General features: G+C 46.4%; 22 protein-coding genes. All 22 read right to left on the bottom strand.

Features of this window, described 5'->3' with window-relative positions; translation table 11 throughout:
* Nucleotides 1–32: 32 nt before the first annotated feature.
* The gene (locus LRL21_RS42295) at nt 33–638 is read right to left on the bottom strand and encodes a DUF2087 domain-containing protein (RefSeq protein ID WP_240421769.1); all 606 of its coding nucleotides are present in this window, start codon (nt 636–638) and stop codon (nt 33–35) included.
* Between the two features lie 326 nt (nt 639–964).
* On the bottom strand, nt 965–1444 hold the full coding sequence (locus LRL21_RS42290) for a hypothetical protein (RefSeq protein WP_240421768.1): 480 nt from the start codon (nt 1442–1444) through the stop codon (nt 965–967).
* 295 nt (nt 1445–1739) lie between these two features.
* Nucleotides 1740–2768: a hypothetical protein gene (locus LRL21_RS42285; RefSeq protein ID WP_240421767.1), complete on the bottom strand. Its 1029-nt coding sequence runs from the start codon at nt 2766–2768 to the stop codon at nt 1740–1742.
* A gap of 387 nt (nt 2769–3155) precedes the next feature.
* Entirely contained in the window at nt 3156–4013 is an 858-nt protein-coding gene (locus tag LRL21_RS42280) for a PHP domain-containing protein (RefSeq protein ID WP_240421766.1), read from the bottom strand.
* A gap of 92 nt (nt 4014–4105) precedes the next feature.
* Nucleotides 4106–4915, bottom strand: coding sequence for a glycerophosphodiester phosphodiesterase (locus LRL21_RS42275; RefSeq protein ID WP_240421765.1), 810 nt, complete (start codon nt 4913–4915; stop codon nt 4106–4108).
* A 15-nt stretch (nt 4916–4930) separates the two neighbouring features.
* Nucleotides 4931–5626 carry a phosphonate C-P lyase system protein PhnL gene (gene phnL / locus LRL21_RS42270; RefSeq protein WP_240421764.1) on the bottom strand — a complete coding sequence of 232 codons (696 nt, stop codon included), beginning with the start codon at nt 5624–5626 and terminating at the stop codon, nt 4931–4933.
* Nucleotides 5627–5642: 16 nt separating this feature from the next.
* Nucleotides 5643–6521, bottom strand: a complete 879-nt coding sequence (locus LRL21_RS42265; protein ID WP_240421789.1) for an ATP-binding cassette domain-containing protein — start codon at nt 6519–6521, stop codon at nt 5643–5645.
* On the bottom strand, nt 6508–7407 hold the full coding sequence (locus LRL21_RS42260) for an alpha-D-ribose 1-methylphosphonate 5-phosphate C-P-lyase PhnJ (RefSeq protein ID WP_275901170.1): 900 nt from the start codon (nt 7405–7407) through the stop codon (nt 6508–6510). The genes LRL21_RS42265 and LRL21_RS42260 overlap by 14 nt, the downstream gene beginning before the upstream one ends.
* The gene (locus tag LRL21_RS42255; protein WP_240421763.1) at nt 7388–8518 is read right to left on the bottom strand and encodes a carbon-phosphorus lyase complex subunit PhnI; all 1131 of its coding nucleotides are present in this window, start codon (nt 8516–8518) and stop codon (nt 7388–7390) included. The genes LRL21_RS42260 and LRL21_RS42255 overlap by 20 nt, the downstream gene beginning before the upstream one ends.
* Nucleotides 8515–9150: a phosphonate C-P lyase system protein PhnH gene (gene phnH, locus LRL21_RS42250; RefSeq protein ID WP_240421762.1), complete on the bottom strand. Its 636-nt coding sequence runs from the start codon at nt 9148–9150 to the stop codon at nt 8515–8517. Before phnH ends, LRL21_RS42255 begins: the two co-directional genes overlap by 4 nt.
* Nucleotides 9137–9574 (bottom strand): phosphonate C-P lyase system protein PhnG, encoded by a 438-nt coding sequence (phnG, locus tag LRL21_RS42245; protein ID WP_240421761.1) that lies wholly within the window; start codon nt 9572–9574, stop codon nt 9137–9139. Before phnG ends, phnH begins: the two co-directional genes overlap by 14 nt.
* An 18-nt stretch (nt 9575–9592) precedes the next feature.
* Complete coding sequence (locus tag LRL21_RS42240; RefSeq protein WP_240421760.1) at nt 9593–10780, bottom strand: alpha-D-ribose 1-methylphosphonate 5-triphosphate diphosphatase; 1188 nt, start codon at nt 10778–10780, stop codon at nt 9593–9595.
* 10 nt (nt 10781–10790) lie between these two features.
* Nucleotides 10791–11579 (bottom strand): GntR family transcriptional regulator, encoded by a 789-nt coding sequence (locus LRL21_RS42235; protein ID WP_240421759.1) that lies wholly within the window; start codon nt 11577–11579, stop codon nt 10791–10793.
* 109 nt (nt 11580–11688) lie between these two features.
* A complete protein-coding gene (locus LRL21_RS42230) occupies nt 11689–12507 on the bottom strand; it encodes a PhnE/PtxC family ABC transporter permease (RefSeq protein WP_240421758.1) in 819 nt (272 codons plus the stop codon).
* Nucleotides 12507–13292 (bottom strand): PhnE/PtxC family ABC transporter permease, encoded by a 786-nt coding sequence (locus tag LRL21_RS42225; RefSeq protein WP_240421757.1) that lies wholly within the window; start codon nt 13290–13292, stop codon nt 12507–12509. The genes LRL21_RS42230 and LRL21_RS42225 overlap by 1 nt, the downstream gene beginning before the upstream one ends.
* A gap of 15 nt (nt 13293–13307) precedes the next feature.
* The gene (gene phnC / locus LRL21_RS42220; protein WP_240421756.1) at nt 13308–14066 is read right to left on the bottom strand and encodes a phosphonate ABC transporter ATP-binding protein; all 759 of its coding nucleotides are present in this window, start codon (nt 14064–14066) and stop codon (nt 13308–13310) included.
* Between the two features lie 69 nt (nt 14067–14135).
* Complete coding sequence (locus LRL21_RS42215) at nt 14136–15215, bottom strand: phosphate/phosphite/phosphonate ABC transporter substrate-binding protein (protein WP_240421755.1); 1080 nt, start codon at nt 15213–15215, stop codon at nt 14136–14138.
* A 585-nt stretch (nt 15216–15800) separates the two neighbouring features.
* Nucleotides 15801–16361 carry a TraG/VirB4 family ATPase gene (locus tag LRL21_RS47405; RefSeq protein WP_476703993.1) on the bottom strand — a complete coding sequence of 187 codons (561 nt, stop codon included), beginning with the start codon at nt 16359–16361 and terminating at the stop codon, nt 15801–15803.
* 1 nt (nt 16362) lies between these two features.
* On the bottom strand, nt 16363–17010 hold the full coding sequence (locus LRL21_RS47400) for a helicase HerA domain-containing protein (RefSeq protein WP_476703992.1): 648 nt from the start codon (nt 17008–17010) through the stop codon (nt 16363–16365).
* Entirely contained in the window at nt 16904–17680 is a 777-nt protein-coding gene (locus tag LRL21_RS47395) for a hypothetical protein (RefSeq protein WP_476703991.1), read from the bottom strand. Before LRL21_RS47395 ends, LRL21_RS47400 begins: the two co-directional genes overlap by 107 nt.
* A 180-nt stretch (nt 17681–17860) precedes the next feature.
* Nucleotides 17861–18391, bottom strand: coding sequence for an imm11 family protein (locus LRL21_RS42205; protein ID WP_240421754.1), 531 nt, complete (start codon nt 18389–18391; stop codon nt 17861–17863).
* Nucleotides 18392–18471: 80 nt separating this feature from the next.
* A partial coding sequence (locus LRL21_RS42200; RefSeq protein WP_240421753.1) for a hypothetical protein occupies nt 18472–18693 on the bottom strand: 222 nt, incomplete at its 5' end.

Here is an 18693-nt window from a genome sequence, read left to right as displayed (position 1 = left end):
GAGCGGTTTTTACAGTTAAACATCAATTCAATTTACGTTAATACATCCCACCTTGCCCACATTTCAGGTGGATTTAACTCGTAGATTTGGTTTTCTCTGAACATGAATTGGTGCATAATAAATTCTCTGCGTATTGTAGCGAAATCATCATGAAAATTCATGATGAACTCGTTGATTTCCTTTTCAGTATATTTACGTCCTTTTTCTAACCGGGAAACAAGGTTTTCTAATACGATTAACTTTTTCTTAAGTTGCACTGGTAGGTTCCTAAGTTTCCCATTTGATGTGAAGAAGTTTTTAATAACTGATTCCTTAAGTCGCATGTTCTTATCGTCCATACCTTCCGCACCCCCTAAAATATTCGCGTTTTTGTAGATTAAATCCACAGAGGCAGTAGCATTACTTTTTATGAAGTAATGGTTCAAAGAAAAAAAGATAGTATTTTTATCCCTTCTCTCATTAATCAAGCTCGCCTCACGTAATTTTGTAGTGTGATGTGTAATGGTAGCAGGGGAGACACCTAGTTTTTCTGCTAAAACCTGACCATTAAGTTCTCCTTCTGCAAGCAATATTAAAATCCTGATTCTTGTTGGGTCTGCAAGTGCTTTATGATAGTTGACCACTTTATCCAGTTGCATGGTTATTACTCACCGCCAAATTCAGTTTAATGAATATTTAATTTAACAAATATCTAATTCGATAATATTCTAATTTGGTGTAAAAAGCAACGCGTTAATTCAATTGTTTTTTCAGTTTACGAATGTATCCCTCTGTGACACCTAACAATTCTGCAATCTGATAATTTGAAGCCTTCGGGTATTTGAGGAGCAAAGCCCTTAATAATTGGATTTTATCCGAAGTATTAGCTTTCCTTTGTTGCTGATACTCATGGATGGTCTGTATTCCGTTTTCCCTCCGTTTGTTTGCCCTCTTTGCATTGTTGCCAATGAAGCCCTTTATATTGTTACAACCACGGACTCTTCCCTTTGAGAAGCCAATCCCTTATACATTGCTTCAAATGGAGCCGCGCCGCATATTTTAACTCCTCTTGATAAGGGCAAAAAGTATGCGCCATTTTCCAAGCAGCGATTTCATTTTGAATTTTTAATTTGATGATACGCTTCTTCGCTTGAAGCGTATCTACATTTTTCAAGCGAAATGCTTCCATTTCGCGGTATTTGAATTTGGCATCTTTTGCATGACCAAGTTCATGACAAGAGATAATAATGGCATATTTAATTGGGTATATATTCAAGTATGTGGCTTCCTCAGCAATCAGTATTGGCGATAACTCGATACGTTCATTGCCCTCATGGTTAGTTATGTATAAACCGAGAAGCCCCAAATTGTCATTCATCAATAGGCGAATAGCATCTTGAGTGATTTGCTCGTGGAACATTCGAGTACATTCTTTCAATTCTTGTAGTATGACTTCTTCCTCCATTTGGGTTGCCTCCTTTCAAAGAATAAAATTAGAAGTGAATCTGTGATGAACATTTGATGAAAACAACAGGCATGGTACGGGAATCAAGGGCGAGCGCAGCGAGTTCATCTTGACCCTTGAATCCCTCGCCTACTCCAAATCCTCTTGATTCAGTGGTCTTGACTAAAGACCACCTGCCTCCGGCGAGGACGGGGTTTGGGGTAGCGCCCCAATTTTTCTTTTGACTTTACGTCGCACATTCCTCGTCGTATGGGAAAAGAGCCTGCGTATGACGTAAGCTCTGTAAGGCAGCATTTCAGTCGTTGAGATAGTAAATGCTGTAATCAAAAATGGAGGTTATTTGTGTCGCGCCTTTCACCGCAAAAGCTTGTTGGGTGCTTTTCATCGTATCGTTCATTTTAACGCGGTTCGTTTCTGGACTACTATAATGCTTGGTCGTTTGAATCCGCGCATAAATTTGACCGATATTGGGATGCTGCTTTTCTTCAACAGGATTGATTAAGAAGGCAGGTTTGAAAAGGTGCTCGACCATCGCATGAAACTTCGTGACAGGCTTCCCTTGTTGCTTCTCATCCCACACATCGAATGTGCTCGTCAATTCCTTCCGATGAAGATAATGCCGCGCGTTCTCAATCTTCCGTTCAAGTTCGGCAATCATGATGGCGGCGATATTGTAGTCTTCCTCTGACAATTCACCAAAGATTTGCAAGAGCAACAAATACGCCTTTACATCCTCAAGCTGACAGTCCACATAATACATATAGTCGAGCAAGTCCAAGTGAGACGGCATATGGTCTACGTGGTAGCGCTTTTTAAACTCCACGCGGATAATCCAAAACTCATCGTAGAAATCGTAAAATCGCCAAACCAAATCATGGATAAACGAGCTTTCTTTAACCATGTTCATTTCCTCCAGTCTATTCTTCCACCGGGCTTCATTATTCTCATGCTTGTAGCGCCCTTCCGTTTTGTCATAATAGAACCAGAACGAACGGGGTTTGGGGCAATTACTCGCCTGTTTCGTATAGCGTGTGTCTTGAGGATTCACTTCGAGCTTGCCATACTCCTGTATAATTTCGCATAATCCCCCGCCATAATGAATCATGCGGTAGTCACAAAACTTCGCTCCATATTGTAAGGGCAACATGCGTTCATCTCGATATACGGGGAAAATGACGATTCCCTGTTCCAAAAATTCCTTTCCGTAATCAGGGCGAATATCCGTCTCCTCCAAAGCAAATTTCCTGCGGATACTCTCATTCTCCGATAGTTCCCGTTCTTTGATGATGAGTGGCGGGCATTTTAATACCTCTAAATCTTTCATAAACTGATACATCTACTTCACTTCCTTTCTGGTGAGCATAGTAAAAGAAAAAGCCTGACTGTCAATCTATTTGTTGACAATCGGGCTTTTGAAATTATAATATCCGCGTCTTACTGCTTAAATTGTCCGTTCATTATGTTCGGACGAGCTTTGCTTGTTTTATAGCGGGTGAAGTGCGCCGCGGGTTTCGTATTCACGGAATCATCCAAGAAAACCATCACATTTACCGCCTTGCTACGCGCCATGCGTGGCGCACGATAAAACCGGACACCACCCTAAGGGCAGTGTCCGGTTCTGTGTGGGACAACCAGTTGCACAATCTGTTCGTTTGGATGCCCATTGCCTTGTTGGCCGAAAAGCAATCTTTTGATGACTCGGAACAGAAAATTATTTGCGCAACCGCATTTTCTCTTTTATCGCTACAATACTTTGAATACCCATGCTTTGCGAACCCAGCGGACTTTGCTTGTCACCATAGAAGCCATGAAAATCCGATCCGCCCGTCATGATCAACTCATACTCATGAGCCAGCGCCCGAGCTCTAGCCTCATCCATCGGGCTATGATCCGGGTGCCTAACCTCAATGCCCATCAGTCCGGCCTCTACCCATTCCGGTACCGCGTCGTAGTTATCCATCTGCCCAGGGTGCGCAAGTACCGGAATACCTCCCGCGGCAAGAATGGTGCGGATCGCGTCGAATGCATCCACATAGGTCAGTGGTACATAGGCGATGCTAGGCTCCTTGCCGTCTCCACCGCGTGCAAACAGTTGCTTGTACAGCGGGCTGTAGATGGCGTCGGTGTAGCCGCCGTCGATCAGCGCATGCATAATATGTTGCTTGTACACGCCGGTTCCGCCTTCCGCATACGCCTCAACCTGCTCCCAATCGATGTCGTATCCCGCTTTCCGAATGCGCTTGACCATCTCCCGACACGCCTCATGCCGGGCCGCCCGCAGCGGTGCACACAATTCTTCAATCGCCTGATGATCCGGCTCCACAAAGAAGCCGAGAAAATGCGCACGTCGCCCACGTTTGTAATCGTAGGCCGAAATCTCGATTCCGGGGATGATTTCCACGCCGTGGCGCTCCCCCAGTTCCATCGCTTCCTGTAAGCCCATCGTCGTGTCGTGGTTCGTGATCGCTAGATGCGTCACGCCCGCCTTCGAGGCCAACCGGATGACTTCCTCGGTTGTAAATGAGTTGTCCGAGATCTTCGTATGACAGTGCAAATCAATAAGTGCCATTTACTTCTCCTCCGCGAATCGGGTCATTCCTTTGAAATGTGAGACGAGTACTGCCGCTTGCAATCCGAATGTGAAACCGCAAGCTAGCTCGTTTATGCGTTGTCGAGTTCCTTGAAGATTTTCACCGCCCAATCACATCGATCGGTGATGACAGCGCTGATTCCAAGATCGGCGATGGCGCGAAGCGCATCGGGATTCGTCGAGGTGCGCGTGCTGGCCGTAGGCGCTGCAACGGCGATCGTGGCATAACCGCGCTCATGGATGCGCGCGATGAGCTCAGGTAGGTACTCGGTTGGCAGCAAACGAATACAGCTCGCCTTGACTTCATCAGCTATGTCCAACGGATCAAGACCCTCAGGGACATGGATCGAAATGGCAACGTCAGGAAATCTTTTGCGGATCGCGCGCGCGAGCTCATAGTTATAAGCCGTGAAGATGATCCGATCCATGAATCCAGCGCGTTCTGTCGCATCTCCAATCACCTGGAATGCCTCCGGCGTCGCGCCCTTTGTATCGACCATTACCGGCATACTTCCCGTCATCGACAGGAAATTCCGGTATTCAAGCAGCGCCGGAAACAGCGCGAGTGCCTCACTCAACTTCAGATCGCAAATACGTTCGTTGCGGCCTGCTACGCGGAGCAGATTATCGTCATGGGTACAAACGACATGGCCGTCAGCCGTAACATGCACGTCTGTTTCGACGGTATCGGTTCCCGTTTCGATCGCGAGCTCGAACGAGCGATTGGTGTTTTCAAGAGCAATTTCGGGCAAGCCACGATGAGCGATCACAACGGGGCGCTTGAGGTCGAATGGCAAGGGAGACCACATAGACTTTATCTCGTTCCTTTCGTGGATTTGTTTAGCGTTATTTTCAAGTTCTCGTTGTTGTTCGTTTGTCATAATCATTCTCCTCATTTATCGGTTGGTTTGACACATGGTTCCCAAATCCAGGATCGTATCTGCAAGCTGTTCCATGATATCGACATCATGAAATACGCCGATCATCGTCGTGCCCTTCCGTTTCATATCCTCCAGCAGCGCCACCACGTTCTTTTTGGATTCCCCATCGAGAGAAGCGGTCGGTTCGTCCAAAATCAACAAACGAGAAGGAACGACCAAAGCTCGAGCTAGATTGACGCGCTGCTGCTCTCCACCGCTGAATGTGGCGGGATATGCTTTCCATAAGGAACGCGGAACGCGCAGCATATCCAGCATCTCGCCGGCTTGTCTGCGTGCTTCGCCGGCGTCCGTTCCGTTCAGCAGCAATCGCTCGGCAACGATATCGATCGCTTCCACCCGTGGAATGACGCGCAAAAATTGGGACACGTAGCGAATTTCCAGCTTTCGCAGCCGGCTGATTTGGCGCTCGTCCGCGCTGGCGAGATCGATGTCGCCAAACGTTTGCGATTGAAACCAGATGTGCCCTGCAGACGGTAAATAGGTGCGATAAATACATTTCAATATGGACGATTTCCCGATTCCGCTCGGTCCGGCAATGCCGAGAAATTGTCCGCTTGGAACGGAAAATGATAGATTCCTTAAAGGGGATACCTCCATCGTTTCGTTTAGTGCCAGATGAAACGTTTTGGACAATGCTTGCACTTGTAGCATGTTGCTCACCTGCCTTCTACAGTAGGGAATGGACCAGAAGCTGCGTATATGGATGCTGCGGATCCTCCAAGATTTGATCGGTAAGCCCTTGTTCGACGATACGTCCTTGACGCAGGACGAGCGTCCGGTCGGACAGCATGCGGATCACGCCCAAATCGTGGGAGACCACGATCATCGCGACCCGCATGTCGTGTTGAATCTCCCGGATGAGATCGAGCACCTTGGCTTGTACGGACAGATCCAATCCTGTCGTCACTTCATCTAGCAGCAAGATCGGCGGACGATTCGCAAGAGCCTTGGCGATTTGCACGCGCTGCTGCATGCCGCCGCTGAATCGTTTGGGCGGCTCATCCATCCGCGATGGCGGTATTTCCATCCGCTCCAATAATTTCGCAGCGCGCGACCGAATCGTACCGACATGATAACAATCCGCCGCCAACAGTTTCTCCGCGATATTTCCGCTGCTCGATATCGACATTTTTAACCCCAGGTGCGGGTTTTGGTACACCACGCCCATAAGATGGTTGCGAATATACCGTTGTTTTTGCGCGGATGCCGATAGCAGATCAACGCAATCGTCGTCCCCATCAGCGGATAAGATCAATGTTCCGCATGTCGGCTTCTCGTCAAAATTCAGGCATCGCATCAAGGTGCTTTTGCCCGAACCGCTTTCGCCGACAATGCCTAGGATTTCGCCTGGATACAGCTTGAAGCTAATATCGCAACAGCCCCATGACGTTCCGCACTGAGGGCAAACATTGCCGTTCGACGGAGGCGTTTGACAAGCCGCGCATCCCGGACCGAATCGCTTTCCGATTTTTTCAGCCGCGAGAAGGGGCGCTTCTTCCTCCTTCGGTTGTACCGCTAACGGCGGGTTACCATCATGCTTTTTCATCATAGTCATCAGACTGCTCCTTTTTTGTTGCATGTCTTTGTTTCCGGCAAAACGCCGTATCCGAACACTGATATTGTTTCTTTCCCGTGCGGTCGTCGATCGTTTCTTCCAAATAAGAGGTACGGCTGCCGCACAGCCGGCAGCCTTGCGCATTCATGCTCTCGGCCTCGAACGGGTAATCGTCGAACGAAATCGGAACGATTCGCGTGTACGGAGGAATCGCATATATTTTTTTCTCCCGACCGGCGCCGAACAGCGTCAAATGCTTCGCGCGATGCAGCTTCAGCGTATCCCAGCGGGGAATCGGCGAAGGTGACATCAAATAGCGGTCTTCAACCATGACAGGATAGTCGTTGGAGATGGCCACATTTCCCCAATTCACCACATGCTCGTACAAACTTAACCACATGTCGCTATATTGTTTGTCGGCATGCAATCGACGCGTCACTTCTTCCCGCGTTTCCACTTTGTGCAAAGGCTCGGGAAAGGGAACCTGCAAAATGAGGATTTGTCCTTCCTGTAACGATTCTTCAGGAATCCGATGCCGGCTCTGAATGAATGTGGCTTCCGTCGTATCCTCCGTCGTCCGGATACCGGAAGTGTCTTGGATCAATTGGCGGATGCTGACGGCATTGATACTGGAATCGCTGCCCTGATCGATTACCTTCAAACAATCGTGCCGGGTGATCAGCGACAAGGTGAGCTGAAGGCCGCCGGTCCCCCAGCCTCTGGCAATCGGCAAATCCCGGGAAGCAAATGCGACCTGATGACCCGGGATGGCAACGGCCTTCAACGTTTTGCGGCGTATTTCCCGCTTCGAGCCTTCATTCAAAAAAGCGAAATTGAATTCGGCCATCTTCCTGATGCTACTTTTCGTCTCTGGCATGCTCACTTTTCTCCCCCTGCTCCGACTTCGACGTTTTCCCTATGCGTTTCATCATGTCGAGATAAGATTGGAAGGACACATAGTGCGGCAAATTCATATGCGACATAATGCCGCCGGAATCGAGCGGATCGATATGCTTGAGCACGAATTGTTCGTCTTCCGCCGGCGCCGTTCCTCCCCTCTCCAAGCTATGCTCCAGCAACGACATGGCGATCGCCTTTTGCTCGTTATGGCCGAAGACCAGACCATAACCGAATTCCAAAACTAGCTCCCCCGACTTGCTGTCCTTGCCGAAAGACTGAATCATCTCCACTTCGGAAACCAATAGCTCGCCCACGTAGAGGCAATCGTCCGTTTCATCTCCAGCCAACGGATTGCGAATATGCAGCGGCACATACCCTACACGCAATTCTCCCACAACCGGATGCTTCTTGCCGTATCTGCTGGTGCTGCTGTAGGCCAGTGCCACGAGCGCTCCGGTTTCTCCGCGGGAGAGCGATTGAAGACGCGCGGATCGTACCGTAGGAAACGACAAGCTTTGTCTCGTTATATCGAAAGGCTCTTCCTCTTCGGCCTTGTCCGGTGCGGCGATCATGCCTTCGCGCCGCAAGCGATCAATCACTTTCGGGAATCGCCCGGTTGCCCCAGCTTCCGGCATGAAGCTGGACAGCTCCGCCAAAAAGGCGGCGTTATCGTCCGTCGTGGAATGCTGTAGTGTAAAGTCAAGAAGACGATGCGTATAATCGCGGGTCGGACCAAGTATTTGTCCGCCCGGAATATCTTTGAAGGCGGCGGATATGCGCCGGATCACCCGCATCTCGTCGGTGTTTAAGGTAGCGGAAACGTGATTGCGGACCAACGTGGAACTGTAAGAGCGCAATAAAAATACGGCTTCGTAAGGATCGCCTTCCGCCTGCTTTAGCGCTAAGGCCGCATATTCAGGGGCGTACAACCCGCTTTCGCTCATGACCCTGTCCCGCAGCATTCGCATTTGATGCCTGATCAGGCCGACGTCCAGCTCTTCGATGGAATCCTTCAATCGGTAGTATTGAACCATGTTTCGGGCGTGCCCGATCGCTTCCTGACCGCCGGTCACCATCACATAACTCACGAGATTGTCCTCCCTTCGATCGAGGTTGTGCGAGGCAAGGCCATGACATTTCCTTGCCCATCGAATACGATTAGATCGATGCCAACCGGATACTCGGCATTCAATCTCGCTCTCTCGCTGATCCATACGGGGGATAGTCCCTTGATCCTGCAAAATGCGCGGTCGTAAATACCCGGACCGGCCAGCACAATCGATGCGGCTTCAAGCGTGGCATCCGCCACCTCATCGACCCGAACAAAAAGAGTGGCGCTATCTTCCGGCTCCTGCATAGTACCGCAGCGTATCTCGGTGAAAAGTCGTTCCAGCGCCGCCTCCGGCAAGTCGCCGTCGACGAACACGTAGTCAGCTTGCGACGAAACGGCTGTTTGCGCGTAAGTTTGCCGACAAATGGCTTGTTCCAGCGTTGTGCCGTCCTTCATTCGTACGGCGAAACGAACGTCGGCATCCAGCAACGCCAGCGCTAACGCTAACCCCATTCTGTTTTCCGGCGCCGGCTGCAGCAATTTATCTGCGGCAGCACCTATGTTTCCCACGCTTCCAGGTCTGGACATCGCATCAAGCAACGTCCGGTAAACCAAACTGGTGTCGTGTATCAGATCGTACACGCCGTCGTTCGTATCAGCGCCCGCCATCTGATTCCTCCTCCGGATCAAAATTCACTTTCGTTTGCATGATCAGCGCATGCTCCCGCTCATGCTTCTCCCGAATGCGTTGTTCCTCTTCCAGCAGCAAGCGATGCCAGGAGGCCGTCTCCAGCAACTCTGCCCGAAATGCCGCATCCACCACAGCAAGCTGGAAAGCCCGCTCGGGTTCTTCCCCCATAACGGCGCCAAAGCCATACACCGGGCCGATCGATACGGTGCATTCCGTTATGAAAACCTCTCCGGTATAAAACGGCTGCAGGCTCACGGAGTCGCGCGCTTTGGTCAAAATCAACCCTTTGCTCGCCGGCTTTTCCACGCGAACCTCGTACTGTTGCTCGATTTGCTGGCTCAATTGCGACAGCAACCGCTCGCTGCCTTCTACCAAAATTCGTGTTCGTTGCGATGCTTTCACCTGGTCACTCCCCCACCCTCATACTTCGATTTGAGCCACTGTCAGGCGATCGTTTAATTTACTTACACATCTGCCTTCGACCAACGTGTGCGTGATAAAGGGATGACCATTTCGCTCGTCCACCACCAAAATATCGGCTGCTTTTCCCAGTTCCAACGACCCTGTAGCTTGATCGATTCCCAATGCCTTGGCCGGATTAAGCGAAACCAGGTTGGCCGCATAAGACATGTCGTAACCCAAGCGGTATAATTTAAAGGCTGCGAGCAAAAGAGAAGGCGGGTAATAATCGGAACAAAGGAAATCAACCGCGTCTTCTTTGATTGCATCCTGTGCGGAAAGATTGTTGCTTGTCGAATGCCCCAGCAGTAAATTCGGAGCGCCCATAGCGACATACATGCCGCGTCGTCTCGCTTCCTTGGCCACCGACAACTCGATCGGAAATTCGCTTATTCGCGAATGAAGCTGTTCGACCCAATTCAATTTGTCCATGGTGTCGTCGTCATGGGAAGCGATGGGAATTCCTTGTCTGTACGCCAGATCAGCGATTTCCTTCAGTTTGGAAGCATCCACCTTCTCCTTGTCCAACTGCTTGCTTACGTAATGTTCGGCTTCGCCTTCCTGAATCTTCTGCTGCCGAATCGCATTTTCCCGAAACAACGCGAGATTCCGAAATTGGCCTTGGCCGGGCGTATGATCGGTGAACGAAAGCTGGTGAACGTGCTTGTCCGCCAGCAATCGTTCCACGAATTCGACCATTTCCAATTTTGTAATTTCGAACCGTAGATGAATGCGGTGGCGGATCAGCGCTCCCTCATGTTGCAATCGATGTGCTGCGGATACGATTTCTTCGATTGTATCTTTATTCCGCACCGCGCTTTTGGCATTGGCATCGGCCAATCCGAGAGCGTGGTACATGGTCGTAATGCCTTGTCCCGCCAGCTTTCGTTCCAATTCGCGAAAAGCCTGTTCAACAGGAAACAGGCTTCGAACCCTTGGTTGAATTTCCGTCTCAATGGCATCGCTGTGCGAGTCTACGATACCGGGAAATATCCATTGTCCTCTGACATCGATATCGTCGGGACCTGATCGTAAAAGAGCCGTCGCGCCAATGTCGACAATTTTTCCGCTGTCGACCGTAACGGTGCCATTCTCTATGACAGCTTCAGGTGTCACGATTTTCCCACCGTAAATGCGAAATGAGTTCATGAGCCCGCTCCTAGTTTGTGTTTTGTTCCTCTAAGGCTGCAGAGGCATGCGAAACCGTCTTTGCCGCCATATTTTCATAGTCGATGACAAGCTGAACCCGGTCCCCTCGCGTTCGGGAAATATCAATTTCTACCGGCGTTCCATCGGGATGCAAACTGATGTTTTCTTTCCAAACGACGGGGATGTTTTCCGGTATGCCCAGTAAATCCGTTTCTTTTTGAGAAGGCATTTTCGCTTCGACAAACGAGAATTTCCGTACGGGAACAATGTTGTAATAAGTCTCCAGCAAGGCATGCAAGGAATAAAAATCTTCAAAATACCGATCCATTTGCGGAACAAGTTTTTCCGGAAAAGTCGATGTTGTAACCGATATTGGTTCATTATCCGTAAAGCGCAATATTTCCAACCTGTAAACTTGTTCGTTCGGAGCCAAGCATAAGATTTCTCTCTCATGCGCGGTCGGCTCGCCAAGTTGCCAATCGATTAATTGAGCTTTTGGCTTTTTTCCGTCTCGGATCATGGTGTTTGTATAATTACTGTATCTGGAAAGAACGTTTGAAATCTTCGCCGATCTTTCGTTAACAAAGCACCCTTTGCCATGGACCGAAGTCACCCATCCCAAGTTCTCCAAACGTGTCATGGCTAACCGAGCAATATGATGGTTAACGCCAAATTGCTTCGATAATTGGTTCAGGGATGGAATTTTTTCTCCGACTCGAATTTCATTGTTTACAATCCTTTGAATCACATGATCCGCAATCTCCAGATAGCTGCATGAATGTTCCTGTTTATGGTCCAAGTCCTCTCTCCTCCTTTTTTCAGATTAGCTTTACAGTATCTGTGCGCACAGTCCGTATGGTTATCGCAATGTAAAAACTGTTTTAATAAATTGTTAAGCTCCATCCTATTTAATGGTGATCTTTCAATTTTCGTTTCACTCTGGTTGAACTATATTCAAAAACGAACGCTACGAAAAGAATAAAATAGGTTATCATTCCAGCTTCATGCAGATCGTAGTAAAAAGAAGCGGCTTGAAACAGGTTGAAGCCTATACCTTCTGCACCTGCCGCTGCGCTGACAGCAACAGCTGTAGCAAAATTAATTTCAAATCGTATAAATGTCCAGGAAATTAAAAATGTCATGGAAGACGGGATTACGGCATGGATGACGATCTGCCACCAGCTTGCTCCGCTGCTTTTCAAAGCTTCAATAACACTTTTGTCCAATTCTTCAAAAGATTCAGAATAAGCTTTCATCAGATAGCCGATCGTATGAAAGCTCATCCCGATTACCGCAGATGTACTGCCCAAACCGATGGAAGCGGAAAATATCAATACCCAAAATATAGTTGGAACGGCTCTTATCATCGCAACAATTGCTTTAATCAAGTTTGAAGCCGTTTTTGACGAAAGATTTTCAGCTGCAAAAAGACCAAAAATCAAGGCAACAATTCCACCAAATACAGTCGTTAAAACGGAAAGCCCCAGTGTGGCAATAATGCTATTTACAATATCCATAAATTCAAAATGATTCAATTGAGGTTCAAAAAAGAATACCTTAAAATTATGAAGTGTTTCAGGTATGCTTTTCTGCAAATTAAGATTTTGATAATTAAGGGTCAAAAAAGTATATATCGTCAATAAAACAAGAATAAGGATCGTGGACTTGGTTATTACATCCGCTTTGTTGAATGGCTTTATTTTAATTGGCTTTTCGTCAGCCTTCACTACAAAATCACCCTTCTTATATAATTGGACACAGCTTCAATAAGGAGAACAGTTATTACAGTTACAACAATGACAAGACTTGCTTCATGATATTTCATCAATTTGTAATTTAAATCGAATAAAAAACCGATCCCCGTTCCGGTAAGCATGCCAAGCAACGTTGCATCTCTGATATTTGTTTCAACTTTAAACAGAATCCAGCTTATGATTTGGGGAGTACATTGCGGCAGAACAGCACGAAAAATAGTAAGGACGTAATTAGCCCCTGTAGCTTTCAGTGCTTCGACGGTAGTGTGACTTGATTCATCTATCGTCTCCATGAAAGCTCTCGTTAAAAAACCGAAAGATACCAAAAACAATGCAATATAACCGGTTAACGCACTTTGCCCGAATGATAAAAGGAGCAGCATCCCCCAAGCCACATAAGGGACATTCCTAGATAGAGAGGCAATGCCTCTACTAATACTACTTAAAAAAGGATTGAACCCGGTTGTCTTTGAGCCCAGCAGAGCAAATACAAAGCTGAAACATGCTGAAGTGGTCGTCGCCGCAACAGACATCAAGACGGTGTCTCCCAGCTTCATCAAAATATTCGGCAGCTTTTCTAAGGATTTTACGTCCGGATAAAAATTCAAAGCAGCCCAGACTGTTGCCTCATAAAAGCCTGTTATACCCTTTATTACATCATACTTTGTTACAAAAACCGAAAGAATAACGATTGCTACCAGGCTAAAAAAAAGTAAAGCATTACGTTTGAACTTGTTAAGAAAAAAATCGGATGTCATTGCTGTCTCCTTTACCTATCTGTTATCTAGTTCAATATGGGAACCATATATTTCATTAATTTTTTCTGTATCTATATCCTTATTATCGTCATACACTACTTTTCCAGAATGAATGCCAATGATTCTGTCGGAATATTTTAAAGCAACTTGAACCTGATGCAGATTAACAAGGCATGTAATGTTCATTTCCTTTGAAATGCTTTTCAAATGGTCCATAATGATCGTTGAAGAATTAGGATCAAGAGAGGCTATCGGCTCATCGCATAGAAGAAGCTTTGGATTTTGTGCAAGCGCACGCGCAATCCCTACTCTTTGTTTTTGACCGCCACTCAGTTGATCGCATCGATTATAGACCTGTTTTTCCAAGCCAAGCATTTCAATAATTTTAAATGCCTGCTTTTTTTCTTCTTTTGTAAATAGACCCATCAAGCCCTCTATTGTTGACTTATGACCTAATCTGCCATGCAGTACATTTTCTATGACAGATAATCTTTCCACAAGATTATAATGTTGGAATATCATCCCAATCTGGGTTCTTAGTATTCTCAAATTTTTTCCTTTTAAATGTGAAGTGCTTTGCCCGTTAAAAATAATGTCCCCTTGAGACACATCAATCATCCTGTTAATACAGCGAAGAAGAGATGATTTCCCAGCTCCTGATCGACCAATGATGGAGATAAATTCACCCTGTTCCACTTCAAAACTTATATCAGATAAGGCCAATGTTCCATTCGAATATTTTTTGGAAACCTGTTTAATCATCAATTGACTCATATGGACTCCTTTAGAAAATGGAAAGCCCTCTTTTCGAGGAGGGCTTTCCTATTTTGTTTACTACAAAGATTAGTTAGGAATATAGTCCATAAACCCCCGTACAGTGCCATACCACTCATCTTTGATCTCGATAAACCGCATTTTACCGTCTTTCGTTTTATTCTTAAAAATACCTTTTACATTCGAATCTGCCGGAACAAATATTTTTTCGTTTTTGGCAGTTTCATCCGAAGTCAATGCGGCAGTTATTTTCTTAACCGTTTGATCTGAAATTAAGCTGCTATTATAACTAAAACCCATGTTTGACATTGGAGTCGAACTGATAACTACATACTCGCTCCCACGAAAAGCGCTTAATGTTTCTGGTGCATGATCATTAATTCTAAAAATGGATCCAGGCTTGTCCACGGAACCCTCAACTATATCAACATAACTTTGCAAAGCAGTATCTGGAAAGACTGCAAGATCTGCTTTTCCCGAAAGCATATTCGCTAATGCACCCAAGTTTGTATTTCCGTACAGAACTTCACTAAAATACTTTCCGCTCTGAGTTAAATCTTCAAGTTGTATATTTTTCCATTTGCCTGTACTTTTTGCTTCTTTCGTTACTAGAGCGATTGGAATTGCAAATCCTGATGTCGAACTTGTACTCACATAGGAAATCTTCTTCCCTTCAATTTTGTCGAGCGTATACTCTTCACCGGATTTATAATGGCTTTCGGTTCCCTTTTTTACAACCATTAAGCAATAGTATTGGGCATCGCTAATCGTCCCAGAGTCACCGGTATTGATGACAAGCGGGAGTATTTTACTATTTTTATTATGTGCTCTCACATAAGCCGTAGGCCCGATGTATCCAAGCTGAGCATTACCGGACAAAACTGCTTCTGTCGCTACAACAATATCTGTTGTAAGCTTATTTTCAATTTTTTTACCTGTTGCCTTTTCTATAACTTTTGCAATTTCGTCTCTTGTTTCTTTTAGTTCATTGCCTGACTGGTCCGGAAGCCAAGTAATGGTTAACGTATCCGGTTCGTTTACCGTCTGATCGATATTTTTCTCAGATCCGTTTTGCGATGATTGAGAGCATGCAGCCATGGATACTACTAAAACTATTAAGATTACCGGGACAATAAATTTCTTGAACATTTTGATATCCCATTCCCTTCCTTGTGCTCTAGGCACCATTTGATCTTGAGCTTACGCTGTGGATGACCTAATCCTCACTACTCCTTCTTTCAGGATAACCTTACAATAACTGTGCGCACAGTTTGCATGGTTATCGCAATGTAAAACTTGTTATAAGAAAATGTTAAGATTCGCAAGATAATCGGTTGTGACTTTCCACAGAAAAAAATCCATCCGGACCAAAGGAGTGCAAACTTGAATTTAAGGACTCAAGGTAAAGAGGATTTCTCTGAAATTCACTTGTTATAAGATGCAAAAAGCCGCTTCGGTTTTTAAGCGGTTTTTTTGCATCTTATAAACGAATTTTGTTGCTATTTTTAATAACCTATCGCCGTTTTAGAAGCAGATTAGAACCCTGTCATTGATGTAATGGTACGGTCGAGAGGACCGAAGAACCTCCACAGGGTGCTAGCCACACGCACCTTAATCTGGAGGGTTTGCCAATTCCGCCGCGATGAAATTGTGACCTTCCTCCTATTGCTGACGGAGAAGAAGTTTAGTGCAGAAGCGGCTGATCTTGTTGCAATCAGCCGCCTTTTACTGCGATTACTCCCCAGGCTTCGTTGTCATTAGGCTATACAGATTTGTATACCGTGGAAACTTGTCAGTAAATGGAACAAGGGAACTACCCACCTTCATCAGTCCATTCCCCGCGTCTGCATTTGTGATATAGGAGAGTTGCAGGTCCGAAATATTGAGCAATTCGGCAAGTTCCATTCGGTCAGTGCTTGCCTGATTCAGCATGACAATAAATTCGCTATTCGCCAGCATCGTTCGGGCGGTATGGCTCTGCAGCAGATCGTCCACGTTCTGCGTAATACCAGTACAAAAAGCGCCATACTTTCGGACACGCTTCCACAGCGTGAATAAAAAGTTGGCGCTGTATTCGAGCTGGAACAGCAGGTAGATTTCATCAATGAAGATAAACGTATTCTTGCCTCTGGCGCGATTTTGCGTAATTCGATTCAATATGTTGTCGAGTACGACCAGCATGCCGATGGGAAGAAACTGCTTACCTAAGTCGAGAATGTCGTAGCAGATAAGCCGATTATGCACGTTGACGTTGGTCGGCTGAGCGAACGTATTCAGACTGCCGGCAGTAAACAACTCAATCGCAAGCGATATCCTGTGCCTCAGGTTCTGATTGCCTCAGCAGTTCGGCGCGAAAATCCTGCAATGTCGGCGTCTGTCCCTTATAGTTGCTCTGTAAATACTTGCGGTACACAGCGGCGGTACAGCGGTCGATGAGCGATTTTTCCTTCGCGCCGAGCTGATGTCCGCCGATCAACTGCTCGCACAACGACAGGACGAATTCCGATTTAAGAATGATCGGATTAGCTCCGTCGCCATAATCCCGGTTCATATCCATTGCATTGATATGGTTCTGCGAAGTTGCTGAGATATGAACCGTCTCGCCGCCCAGCGCATTTACCAGAGCGGAATACTCCCTCTCTGGATCAATCAGGATAATGTCGTCGTCGCTTGCCAGAATCTGGTTGACGATTTCTCGCTTCGCGGTGAAGCTCTTGCCAGAACCAGTTACACCAAGGATAAAACTGTTCCCATTCAGCAGTTGCTTGCGATTGGCGACGATCATATTTTTGCTAATGACGTTCTGTCCGTAATAAATGCCGTCTGGATGCATGATCTCATGCGCTCGAAACGGGATAAAGACAGCCGTACTTTCGGTCGTGAGCGTCCGCAAAGCATGAACCTTTCGCAACCCATACGGCAGCGCCGTATTCAAACCGTCCATTTGCTGATAGGAGAGCGTGGAAAACTGGCACAGATGCTTGCGGGCTGTAGTGAGCAGTGCCTACGAGTTGTTCTTTGCTGTCTGCAACATGCACCATCGTAAGTAGCCCGAACATCATTCGCTGGTCGCGTGTGGTCAGGTCGCTAAGAAATTCCTTGCTCTCCTTGCGTTGCTGCTCCATATCGTAAGGAACGACGGCTGAAAAGTTGTTGTTGCGGTTTTGCCGTCGCTGCCAATTCGTAATGTTCGTCTCCACGCCGAGCAGTCGATTCTCCACTTCGCGGACAGCTTCATCGGTCGGAATTGGGATCACATCGAGCGACAGCAGCAAGTTGCGGTTCAAGTCGCATAGTTCGGCTACCATACTGTCCTTGATGTAGTTGGCATAATCGCGCAGAAAGATGACCCGACCGTAGTATTCGCCCATCCGAAAATGATCTTTGGCAAACTCGAAGGTATCCGGGCAAATGTAATCTTTGAAATCGTGCCCCTTGCGCATCATATCTTGCATGTCAAAGCGAAAATCAGCTTCCTCGCCAATCCCAAAGAAGTCATGCAGAATGCGCAGGCGATCAGTCGCATCAAGCTCAGTACATTTCGAGCCGAGACGAGAGAAATGCGCCGTCAACTCCGTGCCGACCCGCGCGAAGTAATGACGAGCTTCATCCACGTTCTTTTTAACTACGGAGATGGTGAGGTATTTCTCTTGAATCGTCCCATTGGTGTTGCCATCCGTCGCTTTGCCGCTTTAAGACTCGTTACTGGTGAAATGGCTTGATTCTTGCTAGCGGGTTTCTGCCATTTCGAGACCTAACTTGCTTGGCGAGCGTTGTATTGGCAAGAAATACATTTATTGAGATGACCATACTTCTTCGAATCTAAATCCTGTTAATCCAGATTTAATCACTTCTTCTTTAAATTCACTTGATACGAATACAGCTTGTCTTGAAATATCTGTAATTTTAAATATATGTTGTTGGTCTACTATTTCAGGAAAAAATTCATATTTTTCAAATCTCATAATCCTTCCGCTTCTATATTTTACAATTGAAGAACTATCATAATCGACACAATTCAGTACATTCAGTACATTTATTATAAAGTAATCTTCCCTAATAAACTCGGTGGGTAGTATTTCCACAAAATTACTAATAATTGGTCTTAAAACATCCACAGCCTTAGCGCTAAAAAGAGGTGCAGCAGCAATAAATGTAGGTGCATCACTTCTAGGTGCCAACTCATAAGGCTTTATTTTTATTGCTTGCCAATTATTAAGTAATGAATTCCCTCCAAATTTTTCTATGAGCTCATTCCAGTCTCCATCAACGATATTAAAACCTTCATAATTATTACTGTCGCAATCAAGTTTCCATACTTGCAATTTAATTACTTGACTCTTGCGAATTCGTCCTTAAGAACCGAATAAGGGCAGACTTGTAGTAGGACGTAGGATTCATTTGGTTAGGCAGGGATCTTGAGATGTTTAAGGATGTCGAATAGCGGCTTTTTCTCCAGGGCCTGCTGGTACACGTAGACGATGATCTGTCCGAAATATCCTTGCCGAATGCGATAGACCACATCTCCAAGCGTCAGGTGCTTGTCGTTCTTCATCCAGTCCTGACGCTGAGTTTCTAACAAGTTCTGCGTCAGGTACTGGATGGCCCAAAACCGCTGAATGCCTTC

The organism is Paenibacillus periandrae (assembly GCF_022458865.1).
Lineage (GTDB): Bacteria > Bacillota > Bacilli > Paenibacillales > NBRC-103111 > Paenibacillus_S > Paenibacillus_S periandrae.
The sequence above is the reverse complement of the archived record's forward strand: the minus strand, read 5'-3'. Positions and strand labels throughout refer to the sequence as shown.

What these genes read in the sequence shown, in the direction of transcription:
- LRL21_RS42295 (WP_240421769.1), bottom strand. Translation starts at nt 638, where the DNA reads ATGCAACTGGATAAAGTGGTCAACTATCATAAAGCACTTGCAGACCCA.
- LRL21_RS42290 (WP_240421768.1), bottom strand. Translation starts at nt 1,444, where the DNA reads ATGGAGGAAGAAGTCATACTACAAGAATTGAAAGAATGTACTCGAATG.
- LRL21_RS42285 (WP_240421767.1), bottom strand. Translation starts at nt 2,768, where the DNA reads ATGAAAGATTTAGAGGTATTAAAATGCCCGCCACTCATCATCAAAGAA.
- LRL21_RS42280 (WP_240421766.1), bottom strand. Translation starts at nt 4,013, where the DNA reads ATGGCACTTATTGATTTGCACTGTCATACGAAGATCTCGGACAACTCA.
- LRL21_RS42275 (WP_240421765.1), bottom strand. Translation starts at nt 4,915, where the DNA reads ATGACAAACGAACAACAACGAGAACTTGAAAATAACGCTAAACAAATC.
- phnL (WP_240421764.1), bottom strand. Translation starts at nt 5,626, where the DNA reads ATGCTACAAGTGCAAGCATTGTCCAAAACGTTTCATCTGGCACTAAAC.
- LRL21_RS42265 (WP_240421789.1), bottom strand. Translation starts at nt 6,521, where the DNA reads ATGAAAAAGCATGATGGTAACCCGCCGTTAGCGGTACAACCGAAGGAG.
- LRL21_RS42260 (WP_275901170.1), bottom strand. Translation starts at nt 7,407, where the DNA reads ATGCCAGAGACGAAAAGTAGCATCAGGAAGATGGCCGAATTCAATTTC.
- phnH (WP_240421762.1), bottom strand. Translation starts at nt 9,150, where the DNA reads ATGGCGGGCGCTGATACGAACGACGGCGTGTACGATCTGATACACGAC.
- LRL21_RS42240 (WP_240421760.1), bottom strand. Translation starts at nt 10,780, where the DNA reads ATGAACTCATTTCGCATTTACGGTGGGAAAATCGTGACACCTGAAGCT.
- LRL21_RS42225 (WP_240421757.1), bottom strand. Translation starts at nt 13,292, where the DNA reads ATGACATCCGATTTTTTTCTTAACAAGTTCAAACGTAATGCTTTACTT.
- phnC (WP_240421756.1), bottom strand. Translation starts at nt 14,066, where the DNA reads ATGAGTCAATTGATGATTAAACAGGTTTCCAAAAAATATTCGAATGGA.
- LRL21_RS42215 (WP_240421755.1), bottom strand. Translation starts at nt 15,215, where the DNA reads ATGTTCAAGAAATTTATTGTCCCGGTAATCTTAATAGTTTTAGTAGTA.
- LRL21_RS47400 (WP_476703992.1), bottom strand. Translation starts at nt 17,010, where the DNA reads ATGGACGGTTTGAATACGGCGCTGCCGTATGGGTTGCGAAAGGTTCAT.